19 protein-coding genes are annotated in these 17,668 nt (G+C 73.8%); 1 reads left to right on the top strand and 18 read right to left on the bottom strand.

The window, feature by feature from the left end; all coding sequences use genetic code 11:
* Positions 1-27: 27 nt before the first annotated feature.
* The 9 genes from B9L22_RS10565 to pdxT form a co-directional block, all read right to left on the bottom strand.
* Positions 28-633: an adenine phosphoribosyltransferase gene (locus B9L22_RS10565; protein ID WP_081895974.1), complete on the bottom strand. Its 606-nt coding sequence runs from the start codon at positions 631-633 to the stop codon at positions 28-30.
* Complete coding sequence (gene secF, locus B9L22_RS10560) at positions 630-1,748, bottom strand: protein translocase subunit SecF (protein ID WP_043651870.1); 1,119 nt, start codon at positions 1,746-1,748, stop codon at positions 630-632. Before secF ends, B9L22_RS10565 begins: the two co-directional genes overlap by 4 nt.
* Positions 1,748-3,745: a protein translocase subunit SecD gene (gene secD / locus B9L22_RS10555; RefSeq protein ID WP_233139992.1), complete on the bottom strand. Its 1,998-nt coding sequence runs from the start codon at positions 3,743-3,745 to the stop codon at positions 1,748-1,750. The genes secF and secD overlap by 1 nt, the downstream gene beginning before the upstream one ends.
* A gap of 81 nt (positions 3,746-3,826) precedes the next feature.
* The gene (yajC, locus tag B9L22_RS10550; protein WP_021483634.1) at positions 3,827-4,285 is read right to left on the bottom strand and encodes a preprotein translocase subunit YajC; all 459 of its coding nucleotides are present in this window, start codon (positions 4,283-4,285) and stop codon (positions 3,827-3,829) included.
* Between the two features lie 188 nt (positions 4,286-4,473).
* Positions 4,474-5,550 carry a Holliday junction branch migration DNA helicase RuvB gene (ruvB, locus tag B9L22_RS10545; RefSeq protein ID WP_086150352.1) on the bottom strand — a complete coding sequence of 359 codons (1,077 nt, stop codon included), beginning with the start codon at positions 5,548-5,550 and terminating at the stop codon, positions 4,474-4,476.
* Between the two features lie 2 nt (positions 5,551-5,552).
* A complete protein-coding gene (gene ruvA / locus B9L22_RS10540) occupies positions 5,553-6,188 on the bottom strand; it encodes a Holliday junction branch migration protein RuvA (RefSeq protein ID WP_043651863.1) in 636 nt (211 codons plus the stop codon).
* Positions 6,189-6,387: 199 nt separating this feature from the next.
* Positions 6,388-6,957 carry a crossover junction endodeoxyribonuclease RuvC gene (gene ruvC / locus B9L22_RS10535; protein ID WP_034654762.1) on the bottom strand — a complete coding sequence of 190 codons (570 nt, stop codon included), beginning with the start codon at positions 6,955-6,957 and terminating at the stop codon, positions 6,388-6,390.
* Between the two features lie 222 nt (positions 6,958-7,179).
* Complete coding sequence (locus B9L22_RS10530) at positions 7,180-7,941, bottom strand: YebC/PmpR family DNA-binding transcriptional regulator (protein WP_086150351.1); 762 nt, start codon at positions 7,939-7,941, stop codon at positions 7,180-7,182.
* 6 nt (positions 7,942-7,947) lie between these two features.
* Complete coding sequence (gene pdxT / locus B9L22_RS10525; protein ID WP_086150350.1) at positions 7,948-8,610, bottom strand: pyridoxal 5'-phosphate synthase glutaminase subunit PdxT; 663 nt, start codon at positions 8,608-8,610, stop codon at positions 7,948-7,950.
* Between the two features lie 84 nt (positions 8,611-8,694).
* On the opposite strand from pdxT, the gene B9L22_RS10520 reads away from it, so the two are divergent.
* Positions 8,695-9,366: a hypothetical protein gene (locus B9L22_RS10520; protein ID WP_086150349.1), complete on the top strand. Its 672-nt coding sequence runs from the start codon at positions 8,695-8,697 to the stop codon at positions 9,364-9,366.
* Between the two features lie 6 nt (positions 9,367-9,372).
* Here B9L22_RS10520 and B9L22_RS10515 read toward each other — a convergent pair whose 3' ends face one another.
* From B9L22_RS10515 to B9L22_RS10475, 9 genes are all read right to left on the bottom strand, one after another.
* Positions 9,373-9,936, bottom strand: a complete 564-nt coding sequence (locus B9L22_RS10515; RefSeq protein ID WP_086150348.1) for an NUDIX hydrolase — start codon at positions 9,934-9,936, stop codon at positions 9,373-9,375.
* Between the two features lie 59 nt (positions 9,937-9,995).
* Positions 9,996-10,937: a pyridoxal 5'-phosphate synthase lyase subunit PdxS gene (gene pdxS, locus B9L22_RS10510; RefSeq protein WP_034652135.1), complete on the bottom strand. Its 942-nt coding sequence runs from the start codon at positions 10,935-10,937 to the stop codon at positions 9,996-9,998.
* Between the two features lie 191 nt (positions 10,938-11,128).
* The gene (locus tag B9L22_RS10505; protein ID WP_086150347.1) at positions 11,129-11,779 is read right to left on the bottom strand and encodes a hypothetical protein; all 651 of its coding nucleotides are present in this window, start codon (positions 11,777-11,779) and stop codon (positions 11,129-11,131) included.
* Positions 11,776-12,981, bottom strand: a complete 1,206-nt coding sequence (locus B9L22_RS10500; RefSeq protein WP_198947291.1) for a glycosyltransferase family 4 protein — start codon at positions 12,979-12,981, stop codon at positions 11,776-11,778. Before B9L22_RS10500 ends, B9L22_RS10505 begins: the two co-directional genes overlap by 4 nt.
* A 2-nt stretch (positions 12,982-12,983) precedes the next feature.
* Complete coding sequence (locus B9L22_RS10495) at positions 12,984-13,964, bottom strand: phosphatidylinositol mannoside acyltransferase (RefSeq protein WP_086150345.1); 981 nt, start codon at positions 13,962-13,964, stop codon at positions 12,984-12,986.
* Positions 13,964-14,632 (bottom strand): phosphatidylinositol phosphate synthase, encoded by a 669-nt coding sequence (gene pgsA / locus B9L22_RS10490; RefSeq protein WP_086150344.1) that lies wholly within the window; start codon positions 14,630-14,632, stop codon positions 13,964-13,966. Before pgsA ends, B9L22_RS10495 begins: the two co-directional genes overlap by 1 nt.
* The gene (locus B9L22_RS10485; protein ID WP_369824824.1) at positions 14,632-15,270 is read right to left on the bottom strand and encodes an HIT domain-containing protein; all 639 of its coding nucleotides are present in this window, start codon (positions 15,268-15,270) and stop codon (positions 14,632-14,634) included. The genes pgsA and B9L22_RS10485 overlap by 1 nt, the downstream gene beginning before the upstream one ends.
* Positions 15,271-15,276: 6 nt before the next feature.
* On the bottom strand, positions 15,277-17,307 hold the full coding sequence (thrS, locus tag B9L22_RS10480; RefSeq protein ID WP_085388007.1) for a threonine--tRNA ligase: 2,031 nt from the start codon (positions 17,305-17,307) through the stop codon (positions 15,277-15,279).
* Positions 17,308-17,434: 127 nt separating this feature from the next.
* On the bottom strand, positions 17,435-17,650 hold the full coding sequence (locus tag B9L22_RS10475; protein ID WP_086150343.1) for a hypothetical protein: 216 nt from the start codon (positions 17,648-17,650) through the stop codon (positions 17,435-17,437).
* Between the last annotated feature and the right edge of the window lie 18 nt (positions 17,651-17,668).

Below are 17,668 nucleotides of genomic sequence, written 5' to 3'. Positions count from 1 at the left end.
CCAGCCGAGACGACCGGAGTGGCAATCCTACGACTCGACGTGGACCAGCGTGGCCACCTCGCGGCCCGCGAGCCGCTCGCGGCCTCCCAGGCCCTCGAGCTCGAGGAGGAACGCCAGGCCCACCACGACGCCTCCCCCGCGCTCGACGAGCTCGGCGCCCGCGGCCGCCGTGCCCCCGGTCGCGAGCACGTCGTCCACCACGAGAACACGCGCACCCGGGGGCAGTGTTCCCGACCGGAGCTCGATGGTCGCGGTGCCGTACTCGAGGTCGTACGTGACGGTGTCCGTGGGCGGCGGGAGCTTGCCCGCCTTGCGCAGCGGCACGAACCCGACGCCGAGGTGTGTCGCGAGCGGCGCCCCGATGAGGAAGCCCCGCGCCTCCATGCCCGCGACGAGGTCGACCCCGCCCGCGGCGCGCGCGACGTCGCCGAGCGCCTCGACCACGTGGCCGAAGGCGTCGCCGTCGGCCAGCAGGCCGGTGATGTCCCGGAAGACGATCCCCGGTCCCGGGTAGTCCGGGACGGCACGGACGAGCTCGAGCACGCGCGAGGCGCGCTCCGGGCCGAGCCCGGCGAGGTGGACGGCGCGCAGGCCGCCCGCCTCGCCGGCCGGCACGTGACCGGGTGCCGTCATCGGGGACGACGGCGGCGCGGCTGCGCCTTGTTGCCCTGGTGCGCGCCCGGCTGGAGCTGGCGGTGCCCCGCCCCGACGCCGGCCGCCGCGAGCGCGGCGTCCTCCTCGTCGCCCGCGACCTCGGCCCGCTCCGCGCGCAGCGCGAGGACCTTGGCCGTGTGCTCCTGGATGGGCTTCTCCCGCTCGCGCAGCGCGACCTCGAGCGGCGTCGCGAGGTACACCGACGAGTAGGCGCCGACGGCCATGCCGACGAAGAGCGCGAGCGCGATGTCGCGCAGCGTGCCCGCGCCCAGCAGGAACGCCCCGATGAAGAGGATGCCTGCGACGGGGAGCAGCGCGACGACGGACGTGTTGATCGAGCGCACGAGCGTCTGGTTGATCGCGAGGTTGGCCCGCTCGGCGTAGGTGCTGCGCGTCTGGTCGAGCACGCCCGCGGTGTTCTCGCGGACCTTGTCGAAGACCACGACCGTGTCGTAGATCGAGTACGCGAGGATCGTCAGAAGGCCGATCACCGTCGCCGGCGTGATCTCCCAGCCGATCGCCGCGTAGATGCCCACGGTGACGATGAGGTCGTGGAACAGCGCGATGACCGCGGCGAGCGCCATGCGCCAGTTCCGGAAGTAGATCGTCATGACCAGGCTCACGAGGAGCAGGAAGACGACGAGGCCGACGATCGCCTTCTGGGAGACGTCCTTGCCCCAGGTGGGGCCGATGTACGAGCTCGTCACCTCCCCCTCGGACACGTCGTACGCGCTCGCGAGCTCGACGGCGACCTGCTCGACCTGCGCGTTGCTGAGCTCCGCCGTCTGCACCCGCACGGTGCTGGAGCCCACCGAGGTGACGCGCGGCACCTCCTCGGGGGCGACCGCCGCGACGGCGTCGAGCGCCGGCTGCTGCGAGGTGTCCGAGACGCCGGAGACGGTGAACTCCGACCCGCCGCGGAACTCGATGCCGAGGTTGAGCCCGTCACCGGCGATCCGGACCCCGATGATGCCGAGGGACAGGACGACCAGGACGAGCGCCACCACGAAGTAGGCGCGCCGCTTGGCGACGATGGCGTAGGACCGGCGGCCCGTGTACAGGTCGTTGCCCCACTGGGCGAAACCGCTGGCCATCAGTGCTTCTCCTCGTTCTCGTCGCCCGCCGCGTCAGCGGCCGGGGACCCCTCGTCGCCGTCCGCGGAGGCGGCGGCCCGCCGCTCGGCGGCACGGCGCTCGGCGATGGTCATGCGCGGGCCGTCGGACCGGCCGACGCCGGCACCGACCGTCTCCCGGACGGGCGCCGTGCGCTCGCGCGCCGGGGCGTCCTGCACCGGCGCGTCCTCGACGACGTCGCCGCCGCCCGCGGGTGCCGTCGAGGTCGCCCCGACGACGCGGCCGCGACCTGCGTACCGCGTGCCACGCACCCCGAGGCGCCGCGGGTCGAGGCCCGACGCCGGGTGGCCGTTCGCGAAGAACTTGGTCCGGGCGAGGAGCTGCATGAGCGGGTGCGTGAAGAGGAACACCACGATCAGGTCGACCAGGGTGGTCAGGCCCAGCGTGAACGCGAAGCCGCGCACGCCGCCGACCGCCAGGTAGTACAGGACCACCGCGGCGACGAAGTTCACCGCGTCCGAGGCGAGGATCGTGCGGCGGGCACGCTGCCAGCCCTTCTCCACCGCGGAGTTCAGCGTCCGGCCGTCGCGCAGCTCGTCGCGGATGCGTTCGAAGTACACGATGAACGAGTCCGCGGTGATACCGATCGCGACGATGAGCCCCGCGACGCCGGCGAGCGACAGGCGGTACCCGATCGTCCACGAGAGGACCGAGATCACGCCGAACGTCACGACGGCCGCGATGCCGAGCGACGCGACGGTGACCAGGCCGAGCACGCGGTACTGGAAGAGCGAGTAGATGACGACCAGCAGCAGGCCGATCGCGCCCGCGAGCAGACCCTTCTCGAGCTGCTCGGAGCCGAGCGTCGCGGAGATCTGCTCCTGGCTCTGCACCTCGAACGTCAGGGGCAGCGAGCCGAAGTTGAGCTGGTTCGCGAGCGTCGCCGCGCTGTCGCGCGTGAAGCTGCCCGAGATCTCGGCCTTGCCGTCGGGGATCGCGACCTGCGAGACGGGTGCCGAGATGACGAGGCCGTCGAGGACCATCGCGAACTGGTTCTGCGGCGACGGGAGCGTCGTGAGACGCGTCGTGACGTCACGGAAGGCCTTGGTGCCCTCGGAGTCGAACTCGATGTTGACGACCCACTCGTTGGTGACGACGCCGTTCTGCCCGACGCGCAGGCCGGAGCTCGCGTTCGAGATGTCGGTGCCCTCGATCTCGACCGGGCCGAGGATGTACTTGGCCGTGCCGTCGTCGGCGCACGAGACGAACGCGCTGTCGGTCGGGCCGCTGTCGCCGCCCACGAGGTTCTCGGGGAGCGTGCAGTCGAGCGCGTCGAACTGCGCCTGCAGCTCCGGCGTGATCTGCGCGAGGTCGCTCGGGTTCTCCGGGCGGGTCGTCTCCGGCGCCGGGTCCGTCGTGGCGTCGTCCGCCGGGGCGTCCGTCGCTGCGTCGGCCGCCGGGTCCGTGCCGTCCTCGGCCGCCGGGTCCGTCGCGCCGTCGGTGGCGGCGTCCGCGGACTCCGTCGCGTCCGGGGCGTCCTCGGCCGCGGCGTCGTCGCCCGCAGCCAGGTCGGTGGACTCGTCGGCGGGCGTCGCTGTCGGCATGCCCACGGAGAGCACGGGGCGGAAGCGCATCTGGGCCGAGGTGCTGACGAGGTCGATGGTCTCCTGGGACGGCTGCCCCGGGATGCCGACGACGATGTTGTTGCGGCCCTGGCTCGTGATCTCGGCCTCGGAGACACCCTGCGCGTCGATGCGCTGGCGGATGACGTTGATCGCCTGGTTGATGTCCTCGGCCGTCGGCTGCGAGCCGTCGGTGGCGACGGGCTCCAGGATGATCTGCGTGCCACCCTCGAGATCAAGCGCGAGGCCCGGGGTGAGGCTCGCCCCGCCCGGGTTGTCCTCGGACTTCGGGTCGAGCTTCGTGCCCGCGAAGAGGGCCCCGAAGAGGACGACGATGAGGATTCCCAGGGTGACGAGGGTCCGTACGGGCCTCGCTCGTGTGCTGCTGGTGGCCAACTGTCCGTCTCTTCTCGTGCGTGTGCGGTGGGCCTCGCGGCCCACCGCGTCAGGCCGGTCGCGGCAGCGACCGGCATAGGGTCACTTGATGTCGGTGCCGTCGTCCCGGCGTCCGCGGTCCTTCTCCGACCGGTCATCGGTCAGACCGGAGAGGTCGTCGGGCACGACGAGGTCGTCGACGTCGCCCTTCGTGGTGGTCCCGGCGTCGGCACCGGCGGTGCCGTACTCGGCCGCGTCCTCGGACGCGTCGTCCGCCGTCGTCTCCTCGGTCTCCTCGACCGGGGGCTCGACGAGCTTGGCGATCGCGGCGCGCAGCCACCGGGACTGGTTGCCCGGCGTCGACTCGATGGTGATGACGTCGGCCTCGTCGTCGACGTCGACGACCGTGCCGAACATGCCCGAGCCCGTCATCACCTCCTGCCCGGGGGCGAGGGTCGCCCGGAAGTTCTGGGCCTCGCGCTGCTGCTTGCGGGTGCGGCTGGTCATGAGGAACATCGCACCCGCCGCGAGGGCGAGGATGAGGATGAAGCTGATATCCATGACGGAGTCTCGTGTCCTGTTCTGTGCGGGATCTGCGCGCAGTCTAGGCGTGCGCGCACGGTTCACCAACGAGCCGTCTCGCCGCGGAGTTCCGCCCGCCCGGGTCCGACCATTCTAGGACCACCCGCGGAGCGCCTGTGACCGCCGTCACGGAGCGTCCTCGCGGGCTCGTGACCTCCGGCGTCGCCTCAGGCGTCGAAGAGCGTGCCGCCCTCGCGCGGCGGGGTGAGCCCGAGGTGCGCCCAGGCGGCCGGGGTCGCGACGCGGCCCCGCGGCGTCCGCCCGATCAAGCCCTCGCGCACGAGGTACGGCTCGGCGACGGTCTCGACCGTCTCCGCCTCCTCGCCCACCGTGACCGCGAGCGTCGTCAGGCCCACGGGACCGCCGTTGAAGCGGGTGCACAGCGCGGTGAGCACCGCGCGGTCGAGCCGGTCGAGGCCGATCGGGTCCACCTCGTAGACCTCGAGGGCCGCGCGCGCGGCCGCGAGGTCCATGGTCCCGTCGCCGCGCACCTGCGCCCAGTCGCGCACGCGCCGCAGCAGGCGGTTCGCGATGCGGGGCGTGCCGCGCGAACGCCCGGCGATCTCGCGGGCGGCCTGGGGGTCGAGCGCGACGCCGAGCAGGCCGGCCGAGCGCGTCAGCACGCGCTCGAGCTCGTCGCTCGAGTAGAAGTCCAGGTGCCCGGTGAAGCCGAACCGGTCGCGCAGCGGCGCGGGCAGGAGCCCGGCGCGCGTCGTCGCGCCGACCGCCGTGAAGGGCGGCAGCGAGAGCGGGATGGCGCTCGCCCCGGCCCCCTTGCCCACGACGACGTCGACGCGGAAGTCCTCCATCGCCATGTAGAGGAGCTCCTCGGCCGGTCGCGCCAGCCGGTGGATCTCGTCGATGAACAGGACCTCGCCCTCCTCGAGCGAGGACAGCACCGCCGCGAGGTCGCCGGCGTGCTGGATCGCGGGCCCGGACGTCACGCGCAGCGACGTGCCGAGCTCCGCGGCGATGATCATGGCGAGCGTCGTCTTGCCGAGCCCGGGCGGCCCCGACAGGAGCACGTGGTCGGGTGCGCTCCCCCGCGCGAGCGCGGCCTGGAGCACGAGCGACAGCTGGTCGCGCACGACGGCCTGGCCGACGAACTCCTCCAGCCGGCGCGGGCGGAGCGCAGCCTCGGCCGCACGCTCGAGGTCGTCCGCGCCCGCCGCGACGATGCGCTCCGACGAGAACGTGCCGTCCCCGCCGAGGTCGTCGAGTCCCACCTGGTCGAAGGTCGCCATCGTCAGCTCCTCGGCCCGCCGAGCACCCGCAGCGCGGCACGCAGCGCGCCCGCCACGTCGGGTGCCTCGACGACGTCGACGCCCGCCTCGGCGAGCACGGTGGACACCGCGTCGTCCGCGGCCTTGAGGTTCCAGCCGAGCCCGACGAGCGCCTCGACCACCTGGTCGCGCCGGTCCTCCGGACGCGGAGCCGACGCCGAGGCGGTCGATCCCGCCTCGGGGGCGTCGGCGCCCGTGGGCGGGCCGAGCTTGTCGCCCAGCTCGAGCGCGATGCGCTGCGCACCCTTGTTGCCGATGCCCGGGACGCGCACGAGCGCGGCGATGTCCGCGCCCGCGACCGCACGGCGCAGGCCGTCGGGCGTGTGCACGGCGAGCATCGCGAGCGCGAGGCGCGGACCGACGCCGCTCACGGTCTGGACGGTCTCGAAGACGGCGCGCTCGTCGTCGTCGGCGAAGCCGTAGAGCGTGAACGAGTCCTCGCGCACGACGAGGCTCGTCGCGAGGCGCGCCGTCTCCCCGACGCGCAGGCCGGCGAGCGTGGCGGGCGTGGCGTGGACGAGGTAGCCCACTCCTCCGACCTCGAGCACGGCGCGGTCGAGCTGGACGCTCGCCACGACACCGCTCAGGGACGCGATCACGCAGGCTCCTCTCCCGGCCGGCAGCGCCGACCTGGTCCGATGGTCCGCCGGCCCCGGGGACCGCCGTCGGGCCGCGCACCGAGGGGGCGCGTCGAACACCCGTACGACCGCGGTCACTCTAGCAAGGGCCGCCCACCCGCCGAACGACCGACACGGACCGCCTGCACCCCCACCGGCACGACCGGCGGAACCGGCGCCGCTAGCGCGGCGCGCGCCGTCCCTTCGCCGCGTGCTCGGCGGCCGCCCAGGCGCGCTGCGCGGCCGTGAGCTCGTGCCGCTCGCCGCCCTGCAGGGCGCCCGCGGGGCGCCAGAGGTGGCAGATCGCGAGCGCGAGCGCGTCGGCCGCGTCCGCGGGCTTCGGCGGCTCCGCGAGGCCGAGGATCCCCGCGACCATGCGCTGGACCTGCTCCTTGCCGGCGCGTCCGCTCCCCGTGACCGCGGCCTTGACCTCCGACGGCGTGTGCAGCGCGACGGGGACCCCCCGCTTCGCGGCCCCGACCATCGCGATGCCGGCGGCCTGCGCGGTGCCCATGACCGTCCCGACGTTGTGCTGCGCGAACACGCGCTCGACCGCCACGACGTCGGGCACGTGCTCGTCGAACCACGCGTCCAGCCGCTCCGCGATCCGCAGCAGCCGCAGGTCCACGCTCAGCTCCGGGTCCGTCCGGATCACCCCGACCGCGACGAGCTCGGCCCGCCGCCCCCGCGCGGAGTCCACCACCCCGACACCGCACCGGGTCAGCCCAGGATCCACTCCGAGAACGCGCACCCCAGTACCCTCCCACGACCCGACCACGGAACCCGTCCGCCTCGCGGGCCGCCGACCACGGCGAGCCGACACCGGCGGGGCGGGTGAGGTGCGCGCGGTCGTGGCGGGCCTGGCGGGAGCGGCGCGAGGGACGAGCACCGCGGATGGTAGACCGCGCGCGCCTCACCCGCCCCGCCACCCAGGGGGACCACGTCGTCGGTCTCGGTGACCGAGCCGACGGGATCAGTCGTCGTTCTCGAGCTCCGCCATGACCTCGTCCGACGCGTCGAAGTTGGCGTAGACGTTCTGCACGTCGTCGCTGTCCTCGAGCGCGTCGATGAGGCGCAGGATCTTGCGCGCGCCCTCGGCGTCGACCTCGACCTCCATCGACGGGTGCCAGATCGAGTCGGCGGAGTCGTACTCGATCCCCGCCTCCTGGATCGCGCTGCGCACGGCGACGAGGTCGCTCGCCTCGGACAGCACCTCGATGACGTCGCCGGAGTCGGTGACCTCCTCGGCCCCCGCCTCGAGCGCGGCGAGCATGACGTCGTCCTCGGTCACGCCCGCCGCCTTCGGCACGACGACGAGGCCCTTGCGCGCGAAGAGGTAGGACACGGAGCCCGGGTCGGCGAGGTTGCCGCCGTTGCGGCTGAACGCGAGGCGGACCTCGGAGGCCGCGCGGTTCTTGTTGTCGGTGAGGCACTCGACCAGGACGGCGATGCCGTTGGGGCCGTAGCCCTCGTACATGATCGTCTGGTAGTCGACGGCGTCGGCGCCGGTGCCCGAGCCGCGCTTGACGGCGCGGTCGATGTTGTCGTTGGGGACCGACGACTTCTTCGCCTTCTGGATGGCGTCGAACAACGTCGGGTTGCCCGCGGGGTCACCGCCGCCCGTGCGCGCCGCGACCTCGATGTTCTTGATGAGCTTCGCGAAGAGCTTGCCGCGCTTGGCGTCGATGGCCGCCTTCTTGTGCTTGGTCGTGGCCCACTTGGAGTGCCCTGACATGCGTTCCTACCCCTTCGCGATTCTGACGAACAGCTCGTGCACGCGCGTGTCCCCGGAGATCTCCGGGTGGAACGAGGTGGCGAGCAGCGATCCCTGCTGGACTGCGACGATCCTACCGGCGGCGGCCGCGGGGATGCCGGGTGCGCCGTGCTCGGGGATCCGGGCGAGCACCTCGACCCCGGGCCCGGCCTCCTCGACCCAGGGCGCCCGGATGAACACGGCGTGCACCGCGTCCCCGTCCCGGCCCGGTCTCGGTGCGTCGTCGCGCCCGTCGTCCGCCGGCGCCAGACCCGCGAACGCGAGGTCGGTCTCGAACGAGTCGACCTGCCGACCGAACGCGTTGCGGCGGACCGTCACGTCGAGCCCGCCGATGGTGCGCTGGTCGGCGGTGCCGCCCAGGATGCGGTCAGCGAGCAGGATCATGCCGGCGCACGAGCCGTAGACGGGCAGGCCCTCGGCGATGCGCGCGCGCAGCGGCTCGTCGAGCTCGAAGATGCGCAGGAGCTTGTCGATGGTCGTCGACTCGCCGCCCGGGAGCACGAGCCCGTCGACCGCGGCGAGCTCCTCGGGGCGGCGGACGCCGACCGTGCGGGCGCCCGCGGCCTCGAGCGCGGCGCGGTGCTCGCGCACGTCGCCCTGGAGGGCCAGGACACCGATCGTGATCGTCACGAAGGGGAATGATACGTCGGCGGCCCCCGCCGCCCGTCCCGCGGCGGGCCTCTGGCCGCGCCCCCGGTTGCTAGCCTCGCCGTCGTGACGTACCCGCCCGCCCCCGGCCAGCCCTATCCCGCGCCCGGTCCGGCGCCGTACCCCGGCGTGGCGCCGCGGCCCCCGCGCAGCACGCGCGGCGCCACGACGATGATCGTGGTCGGCGCCGTCGTGCTCGTGCTCGCGCTCGTGGCGGGGGTCTTCGGCGTCACGACGTTCGTCCGGGCACTGCCGACCGGCGTGATCGACGGCGCGGGCCGGCCCGGGTCGGCGGCGCTCGCGTCGGGCGACGTGCCGGGCGAGGCTGAGCTCACGGTCACGGGCGGCCAGCCGTACAGCATCTGGGCGGTGGGTCGCGCGGGGTCCTCGGACGGCGCGGGCCTCGACGTCGAGGACGTGACCGTGACCTGCGCCGACGGCGACCTCACGGTGAGCGCCCCGTCGGTGTCCGGGAGCTCCGGCCTGGGCTCCTTCCAGGCGACGACGGTGTCCGAGGCGACGCCGCCGGCGTCCGGGACGTGCACGGTGACCGTCGCGCAGGGCGCAGCACCCGCAGGCACGACGTTCGTCGTCACCGAGGGCTGGCGCTTCGGCACGTTCTTCGCGACGCTCGGCGGCACGATCGTGCTGTGGTTCGTCGCGATCGGCGGCGGGCTGCTGGGCGCGGGGCTGCTCGTCGGCGGGATCGTGTGGCGGGTGATCGCCCGCCGGGCGTAGCGCCGGTCAGTCCGCGCGCGCCGTGCCGAGGTGCCGCGTCACGCCGTCCCACCCGTGCAGCAGCGGTGCGACGAGGTCGGGCAGCCCCTCGGGGAAGACCTCGATCTGGACGCCGCGCAGGTCGTCGAGCGCCCACCAGCGCATCTCGTCGACGACGTCGAGCTCGACGTCCGTCCACCCGGCGCGGCTCAGCCCGCCGTCGCGGTCCGCCCCGGTGACGCGCGCGAGGAACAGCACCTCGTCCTGGCGGCAGTGCTGCCGGTAGAAGTCGAAGATCGCGCTGCGCGTGTACACCGGGCCGACGAGAGCGCCCGGGTCGAGGCGCAGGCCCGTCTCCTCGCGGACCTCGCGCAGGGCGGCGTCGACGTCGCTCTCGCCCGGGTCCACTCCCCCGCCGATCGTGAACCACCACGAGCGCTCGGGCTGGTCGACGTCGTGCCCGCGTGCGAGGAGGATCCGGTCGGCGTCGTCGAGGAGCAGCACGCGCGCGCCGCGGCGGAAGTACAGGCCGTCGTCCCCGAGCACCCAGTCGGGGCCCAGGGACGACGGCGCTCCGGCGGCCTCGGCCACGACGGCTCAGCCGTCCGTCGTCGGCACGACGACGGACGGCTGCGACGCGCGGCGGTCGATCACCAGCCGCGCTCGGCCAGGCGGTGCGGGACGGGGATGTCGTCGACGTTGATGCCGACCATCGCCTCGCCGAGCCCGCGGGAGACCTTGGCGATCACGTCGGGGTCGTCGTAGAACGTCGTGGCCTTGACGATGGCGGCCGCGCGCTGGGCGGGGTTGCCGGACTTGAAGATGCCCGATCCCACGAACACGCCCTCGGCGCCGAGCTGCATCATCATCGCGGCGTCGGCCGGGGTCGCGATCCCGCCGGCGGTGAACATGACGACCGGGAGCTTGCCGGTCGCGGCGACCTCCTTGACGAGCTCGTACGGCGCCTGGAGCTCCTTCGCGGCGACGAACAGCTCGTCCTCGGGGAGCGACGTGAGGCGGCGGATCTCCCCGCGGATGGTGCGCATGTGCGTGGTCGCGTTGGAGACGTCGCCCGTGCCGGCCTCGCCCTTGGAGCGGATCATCGCGGCGCCCTCGGTGATGCGGCGCAGCGCCTCGCCGAGGTTGGTCGCCCCGCACACGAACGGGACGGTGAACTGCCACTTGTCGATGTGGTTGGCGTAGTCCGCGGGCGTGAGGACCTCGGACTCGTCGACGTAGTCCACGCCGAGGGACTGCAGCACCTGCGCCTCGACGAAGTGGCCGATGCGCGCCTTGGCCATCACGGGGATGGAGACGGCCTCGATGATCCCGTCGATCATGTCCGGGTCGGACATGCGCGAGACGCCGCCCTGCGCGCGGATGTCGGCGGGCACGCGCTCGAGCGCCATGACCGCCACGGCCCCGGCGTCCTCGGCGATCTTCGCCTGCTCGGGCGTGACGACGTCCATGATGACGCCGCCCTTGAGCATCTCCGCCATCCCCCGCTTGACCTTCGCGGTGCCGACCGCGCCGGCACCCTCCGTGGTCGCGGCGCCCGGGGCGCTCTCGGCAGGGACGTTCTGGTCGGCCACGTTGGTCACCGGTACCTCACACCTTCAGGTCAGGGGAACGTCGCGCGCTCGCGCGCGGACGCCGTCGAACAGGCTCGACGGCACATGCTCCCACGCGCTCCCCATCCTATCGCCGGGCCGTCCACGGCCCCGGTCCCCGGACCGGCCGGGAGCGGGCCGCCGGGCCCGGTACGGTCCGCGAGAGCGGCCCCTCAGTCGGGGGTGGCCGCGCTGGCGACGGGGCGCACGAGCGCGTCGGGCGCGGCGTCGTCGAGCTCGACCGTGACGGGCATCGGCGCGTGGCCCGCGAGGTGGAACAGGCGCACCCACCACTTGCTGCGCACGCGTAGCGCCTGGGCGACGGCCTCGTTGTGGAAGCGGCGCGCGAGCTGGGCGCGGTACCACGCGGCGGACAGCGTGGCGAGCAGCTCGTCGCCCGCGGGGACCGACCGCACCTCGGCGAGGTCGTCCGCGTCCTCCAGCGCGGAGCGCAGGGTCGCGGTGAGGTCGCTCTCCGCGAGGGCGCGCGACTCCGCCATGCCGCCCAGGAGGCGCCGGGGCCGCGGGCCGTCCGCCGGCACGAGGCCGGGCACCTGCTCGCGGAGCCGGCGCGCGTCGGCGTCGTCGTCGAGGACGGCGTGCGCGGCCTCGGCGACGAGGACGGAGCTCGCGGGGTCGAGCTCGCCGGACGCCGCGAGGTCCACGGCGGCCGACGCGCGGCGCACGAGCTGGGCGTCCAGCGCCAGCCGCGACGCCATGACCTTGCGGTGGAGGCGGTCGAGCCGCGACGCGGCGACCCACAGCAGCCACGCGGCCAGGGCCGCGACGACGAGGACGAGGACGGCGGTCTCGGACCAGGTCACGGGCGACCCACCTCCTCCTCGCGGACGCGGCCCAGCAGCCGCCCGCCGCGGCGCGAGCGCGGGTCCTCGTGCACGGGGATGACCGCCTCGGACGCCGCGAGCACCATGTCGTACACCGCGGAGACCTGGTCGGTCACCGCGGACCAGTCGAACCGCCGCACGAACTCGGCCGCGCGCGCCCGGTGCGCCGCGCGGGCGTCGGGGTCCGCGAGGACGTCGACCACCGCGCGGGCCAGCGCCTCCGGGTCGCCGACGGGGAACAGCACGCCTGCGGCGCCGTCGTCGAGCACGCGGCGGAACGCGCCGAGGTCGCTCGCGACGACGCACGCCCCGGCGCTCATGGCCTCCACGAGGACGATCCCGAAGCTCTCGCCCCCGGTCTGCGGCGCGATGTAGAGGTCCACCGACGCGAGCAGGCTCGCCTTGTCCTCGTCGCTCACGCCCCCGAGGAACTCGACGGACGACGCGTGCGCGCCGAGCGCCTCGATCGCGGCGTCCCGGCCGTCGTCGCCGCGCCCGGCGACGAGGAACCGTGCGCCGGGGAGCTGCTCGAGGATCCGCGGGATCGCGGCCGTCAGGACGGGCAGGCCCTTGCGCGGCTCGTCGAGGCGCCCGAGGAACGCGATCGTCGGCGCCTCGGGGGTGCCCTGCCAGGCCGGGCTGGGCACGGCGTCGGCGAACGTGTCGACGTACACGCCGTTGGGGATGACGACGGCGTCGCCGCCCAGGTGGTCCACCAGCGTGCGCCGCGCGTCCTCCGAGACCGCGATGCGCGCGTCGATCTTCTCCAGGCTCTGCCGCACGAGGGGGTAGGCGACCTGGAGCGCGCGCGAGCGCACGAGCGACGTGTGGAACGTCGCGACGATCGGGCCCTGCGCGATCCAGAGCGCGAGCATGCTCAGCGACGGCGTCACGGGCTCGTGCAGGTGCAGCACGTCGAACCGTCCGGCGTCGAGCCACCGGCGCACGCGACCCGCCGTGCGCGGGCCGAACGTGAGCCGCGCGACCGAGCCGTTGTAGCGCACCGGTACCGCGCCGCCGGCGGAGGTGAGGTAGTCCGGGACGGGCGTGTCGTCGTCGGCCGGGGCGAGCACGGAGACCTCGTGGCCTCGCGCCATGAGCGCCTCGGCGAGGTCACGCACGTGGAACTGCACGCCGCCGGGGGCGTCGAACGAGTAGGGGCACACGATGCCCACGCGCAGGCTCATGCGGCACGCTCCGCGTCCGGGGCCGGCTCGCCCGCCGCGGCGCGCGTGCGCGCGTAGCGCTCGGGGTCGAGGTCGTCGACGAACACCTTCTGGAGCATGTGCCAGTCCTGCGGGTGCTCGCGGATCGCGACGCTCAGCGCGTCGACCCAGGACTGGGTCGCGGCGGCCACCCGCTGGGCGCGCGGGAGGTCCGTCGCGATCTCGACGCGCGGGAAGAAGCGGATGACCAGGCCCCAGGGCGAGCCCGCGGCCCGGCGCCGCTCCCCGCGCAGGCGCTCGTAGAAGATGCCGGCCGGCACGAGCGGCGCGCCCGTGCTCACGGCGAGCGCCGCAGGCCCGGCCGCGACCCGCGCCCGCTCGCCGAAGAGGTCGACCTCGATGCCGCGGTGGGTGAGGTCGCGGTCGGCGAGCAGCGGGATGATCTTCCCCGGCCGGCTCGCGCCGCGCACGAGGTCGCGGAAGACGTCGCCGTCGCCCAGCGCGAGGATCTCGAGCCCGAGCCCGGTGCGGAACGCGAGGAACTCCTCGAACAGCTCGTCGGGTTTCAGCCGCTCCGCGACCGTGAGGACGGGCGCGATGTGCGGGGTCGCGTACGCGCCCGCGAGGTCCCAGTTGCCCTGGTGGGACAGCGCGAGCACCGGGCTCCGGTCGCCGTCGAGGTGCTCGGCAAGGTGCTCGTACCCGACGAGCCGCACGCGCGCCTCGACCTGCTCCGGCGTCCAGGCGGGGAGCGTGAAGGCCTCCCGGTAGTACCGCATGTACGACCGCATCCCCGCGCGCGACAGCCGGCGCAGGGCGCGCGGCGAGAGCCCGGGCCGGACGCGCGCGAGGTTGCGCTCGAGCTGGCGCACTCCCCCGCCGTGCAGGAGCCATGTCACGTCGGCGATCGCGTCGAACAGCCCGCGCAGGAGCGGGTCGGGCACCTTGCGCGCGTTGCGCCAGGCGAACGTGAACGCCTTGCCGGCGTCGAGGGCCATCAGCGACCGTCCTCCGTGTCGTCGGTCCGGGAGGCGCTCGCGGAGAGGGCGAGCGCCTGGCGGCGCACCGTCGCGACGCGCTGCACGACCGTCACCGCGCTCGCGAGCGCGAGCAGGCCGAGCACGGCGACGAGCACGACGGGCGGCAGGCCGAGGCCGACGAGCCCCGTGGCGACGAGGGCCGCGACGAGGCGGTCGGCGCGCTCGGCGATCCCGACCTGCGCGGTCATGCCGACGCTCTCGGCGCGGGCCCGCGCGTACGGCACGACGGCGCCGAGCGCGAGGCACGCGAGCGCGACGACGGTCCCCCACGCGGCGAGGTCGGGCGTGAGCCGCGGGTCGTCGGCGCGGACGAACCACAGCGTGAGCCCGACGAACACGGCGGCGTCGGCGAGCCGGTCGAGCGTCGAGTCGAGGAACGCACCCCAGGGACCCGACCGGCCGGCGCGCCGCGCCATGACGCCGTCGAGCACGTCGGCGAAGGCGCAGACCATGACGACCATGACCCCGGCGAACAGGTGGCCCGTGGGGAAGAGCCACAGCGCGCCGACGACGACGCCGAGCGTCCCCGTGACCGTCACCGCGTCCGGGCTCACCCCGACGCGCAGGAGGAACGCGGCGAGCGGCGTGAACAGGCGCGTGGTGAGCGCGCGCAGGCGACCGAACATCAGGCGTCGTCCCCCTCGCCGGTCGTCGGCCAGGCGGCCGCGAGCCGCGCCCGCGTGTCGGCGAGCAGCTCCGGCACGGCCTTCGTCTGCGCGACGATCGGCAGGAAGTTCGCGTCCCCCGCCCAGCGCGGCACGACGTGCTGGTGCAGGTGCGCGGCGATGCCCGCGCCCGCGACCGCGCCCTGGTTCATGCCGAGGTTGAAGCCGTCGGGCGCGGACACCGCACGCACGACCCGCATGGCCGTCTGCGTGAGGTGCGCGACCTCGACCGTCTCGGCCTCCGTGAGGTCCGTGTAGTCGGACACGTGCCGGTACGGCACGACCATGAGGTGGCCCGGGTTGTACGGGTAGAGGTTGAGCACGACGTACGCGGTCCGGCCGCGCGCGACGATCAGCCCGTCCTCGTCCGTGCGGTCCGGCACGCGGCAGAACGGGCACTGGCCGCGCGAGTCGTCCGAGGGCTTGTCCTGCCCGCCGATGTACACCATGCGGTGCGGCGTCCAGAGCCGGTCCAGGCCGTCGTCGAACCGTGGGTGCGCGTCCGGCGTCTCGACCGTCGCACCGGTCGCGGGGTCGGGTGCGGCGCCCGGCGCGGCCTCGTCGGCCGCGCCGGGTGCCCCCGTGCGCTCGTCGCTCACGCGCCGTCAGACCTGGACGCGGTCGCGCACGGCGGAGACGATCCGCTCGACGGCCTCGGCGACGGGCACGCCGTTGTCCTGGCGGCCGTCGCGGTAGCGGAACGACACGGCGCCCGCCTCGGCGTCCTCGCCGCCCGCGATGAGGACGAACGGGACCTTGCGCGTGCTCGCGTTGCGGATCTTCTTGCCGAACCGGTCGTCGGAGTAGTCGACCTCCGCGCGGATCCCCTGCGCCCTGAGCTGCGCGACGACGTCCGCCACGTAGTCGTTGAACGGCTCCGCGACGGGGACCGCCACGACCTGGACGGGCGCGAGCCACGCGGGGAACGCGCCCGCGTAGTGCTCGACGAGGATCCCGAAGAACCGCTCGATCGAGCCGAACAGCGCGCGGTGGATCATCACGGGACGCTGGCGCGTGCCGTCGGACGCCGTGTACTCGAGCTCGAACAGCTCCGGCTCGAAGAAGTCGAGCTGGATCGTCGAGAGCTGCCACGTGCGGCCGATCGCGTCCTTCGCCTGGACCGAGATCTTGGGGCCGTAGAACGCCGCGCCGCCCGGGTCGGCGACGAGCTCCAGGCCCGACTCCGTCGCGACCTGGCGCAGGACCTCGGTCGCCTCCTCCCACGTGGCGTCGTCGCCCACCGACTTCTCGGGGTCGCGCGTCGACAGCTCGAGGTAGAAGTCGTCGAGCCCGTAGTCGCGCAGGAGGTCGAGCACGAACGAGAGCAGCGAGCCCAGCTCGTCGCGCATCTGCTCGCGCGTGGTGTAGATGTGCGCGTCGTCCTGCGTGAAGCCGCGCGCCCGCGTGAGCCCGTGCACGACGCCCGACTTCTCGTAGCGGTACACCGTGCCGAACTCGAAGAGCCGCAGCGGCAGCTCGCGGTACGACCGCCCGCGCGAGCGGTACACGAGGTTGTGCATCGGGCAGTTCATCGGCTTGAGGTAGTAGTCCTGGCCGGCGCGCTTGACGTTGCCGTCGTCGTCGAGCTCCTCGTCCAGGTGCATCGGCGGGTACATGCCGTCGGCGTACCAGTCGAGGTGGCGCGACGTCTGGAACAGGTTCGCCTTGGTGATGTGCGGCGTGCTGACGAACGAGTAGCCGGCCTCGACGTGCCGCTTGCGCGAGTACTCCTCCATCTCCATGCGGATCGTCGCGCCGTTGGGGTGGAACACCGGCAGGCCCGAGCCGATCTCCTCCGGGAAGGAGAACAGGTCGAGCTCGTTGCCGAGCCGGCGGTGGTCACGCCGCTCCGCCTCCGCGAGGCGCTCGAGGTACGCCTTGAGCTCGTCCTTCGTCGGCCACGCCGTGCCGTAGATGCGCTGGAGCTGCGGGTTCTTCTCGCTCCCGCGCCAGTAGGCCGCGGCCGAGCGCATGAGCTGGTAGCCGTTGCCGATCAGGCGCGTGCTCGGCAGGTGCGGGCCGCGGCACAGGTCCTTCCAGACCACCGTCTCGCTCTCGCGCCCGGCGCCGCGCACGTTGTCGTAGATCGTCAGCTCGCCGCCGCCGACCTCGACGTTCGCGCCCTCGGTGTCGTCCGCGGTGCCGGAGCCCTTGAGCCCGATGAGCTCGAGCTTGTACGGCTCGTGCGCGAGCTCGGCGCGCGCCTCGTCCTCGGTGACCACGCGGCGGCGGAAGGTCTGGCCTTCACGGATGATGCGCGACATCGCCTTGTCGAGCGCCTTGAGGTCCTCGGGGGTGAACGGCGTCTCGACGTCGAAGTCGTAGTAGAACCCGTCCGTGATCGGCGGGCCGATGCCCAGCTTCGCGTCCGGGTTGACCTGCTGGACGGCCTGCGCGAGCACGTGCGCGGCCGAGTGCCGCAGCACCGCGAGGCCGTCGGGCGAGTCGATCGTCACGCCCTCGACGACGTCGCCGTCCGCGACCGGCGTGTCGAGGTCCTTGAGCTCCCCGTTCACGCGGATCACGACGACGTCGCGACGCGACGCGAACAGGTCCGTGCCCGTCGTGCCCGTCGTCACCGTGGTCTCCTCCGCGTCGAGGGTGATGGTGAGTGGTGACGAGACGACGTCAGACACGTCCGTGCTCCGTTCTGTGGCGGGAGGCGCCCGCGGCGCCCGGTCAGGTCCTCCGGCGCCGGGGCGTCCCCGACAGCACGAAGGGCGCCGTCGTGGACGGCGCCCCTCGATCGTACCGACCCGCAGGTCAGTCGTTGGCCTTCTTCGCCTTCTCGGCGAGGGTGTCGACGTGCCGGTCGACGGAGTCCGGGGCCACGGACTTGATCTTCCCCGCGACGTCGTCGATGCGCTCGTCGGTCATGAACTCCTTGGCCTTGTCGATGCGCTCCTCGGTCATGAACTCCTTGGCCTTGCCGAGGAGGTCGCCGAGGCCGCCCCGGTCCTTCGGTGTCTGCTCGCTCATACCGGCTCCCTCGGGGTC

Source organism: Cellulosimicrobium sp. KWT-B (genome assembly GCF_002127155.1).
Lineage (GTDB): Bacteria > Actinomycetota > Actinomycetes > Actinomycetales > Cellulomonadaceae > Cellulosimicrobium > Cellulosimicrobium funkei.
The sequence above is the reverse complement of the archived record's forward strand: the minus strand, read 5'-3'. Positions and strand labels throughout refer to the sequence as shown.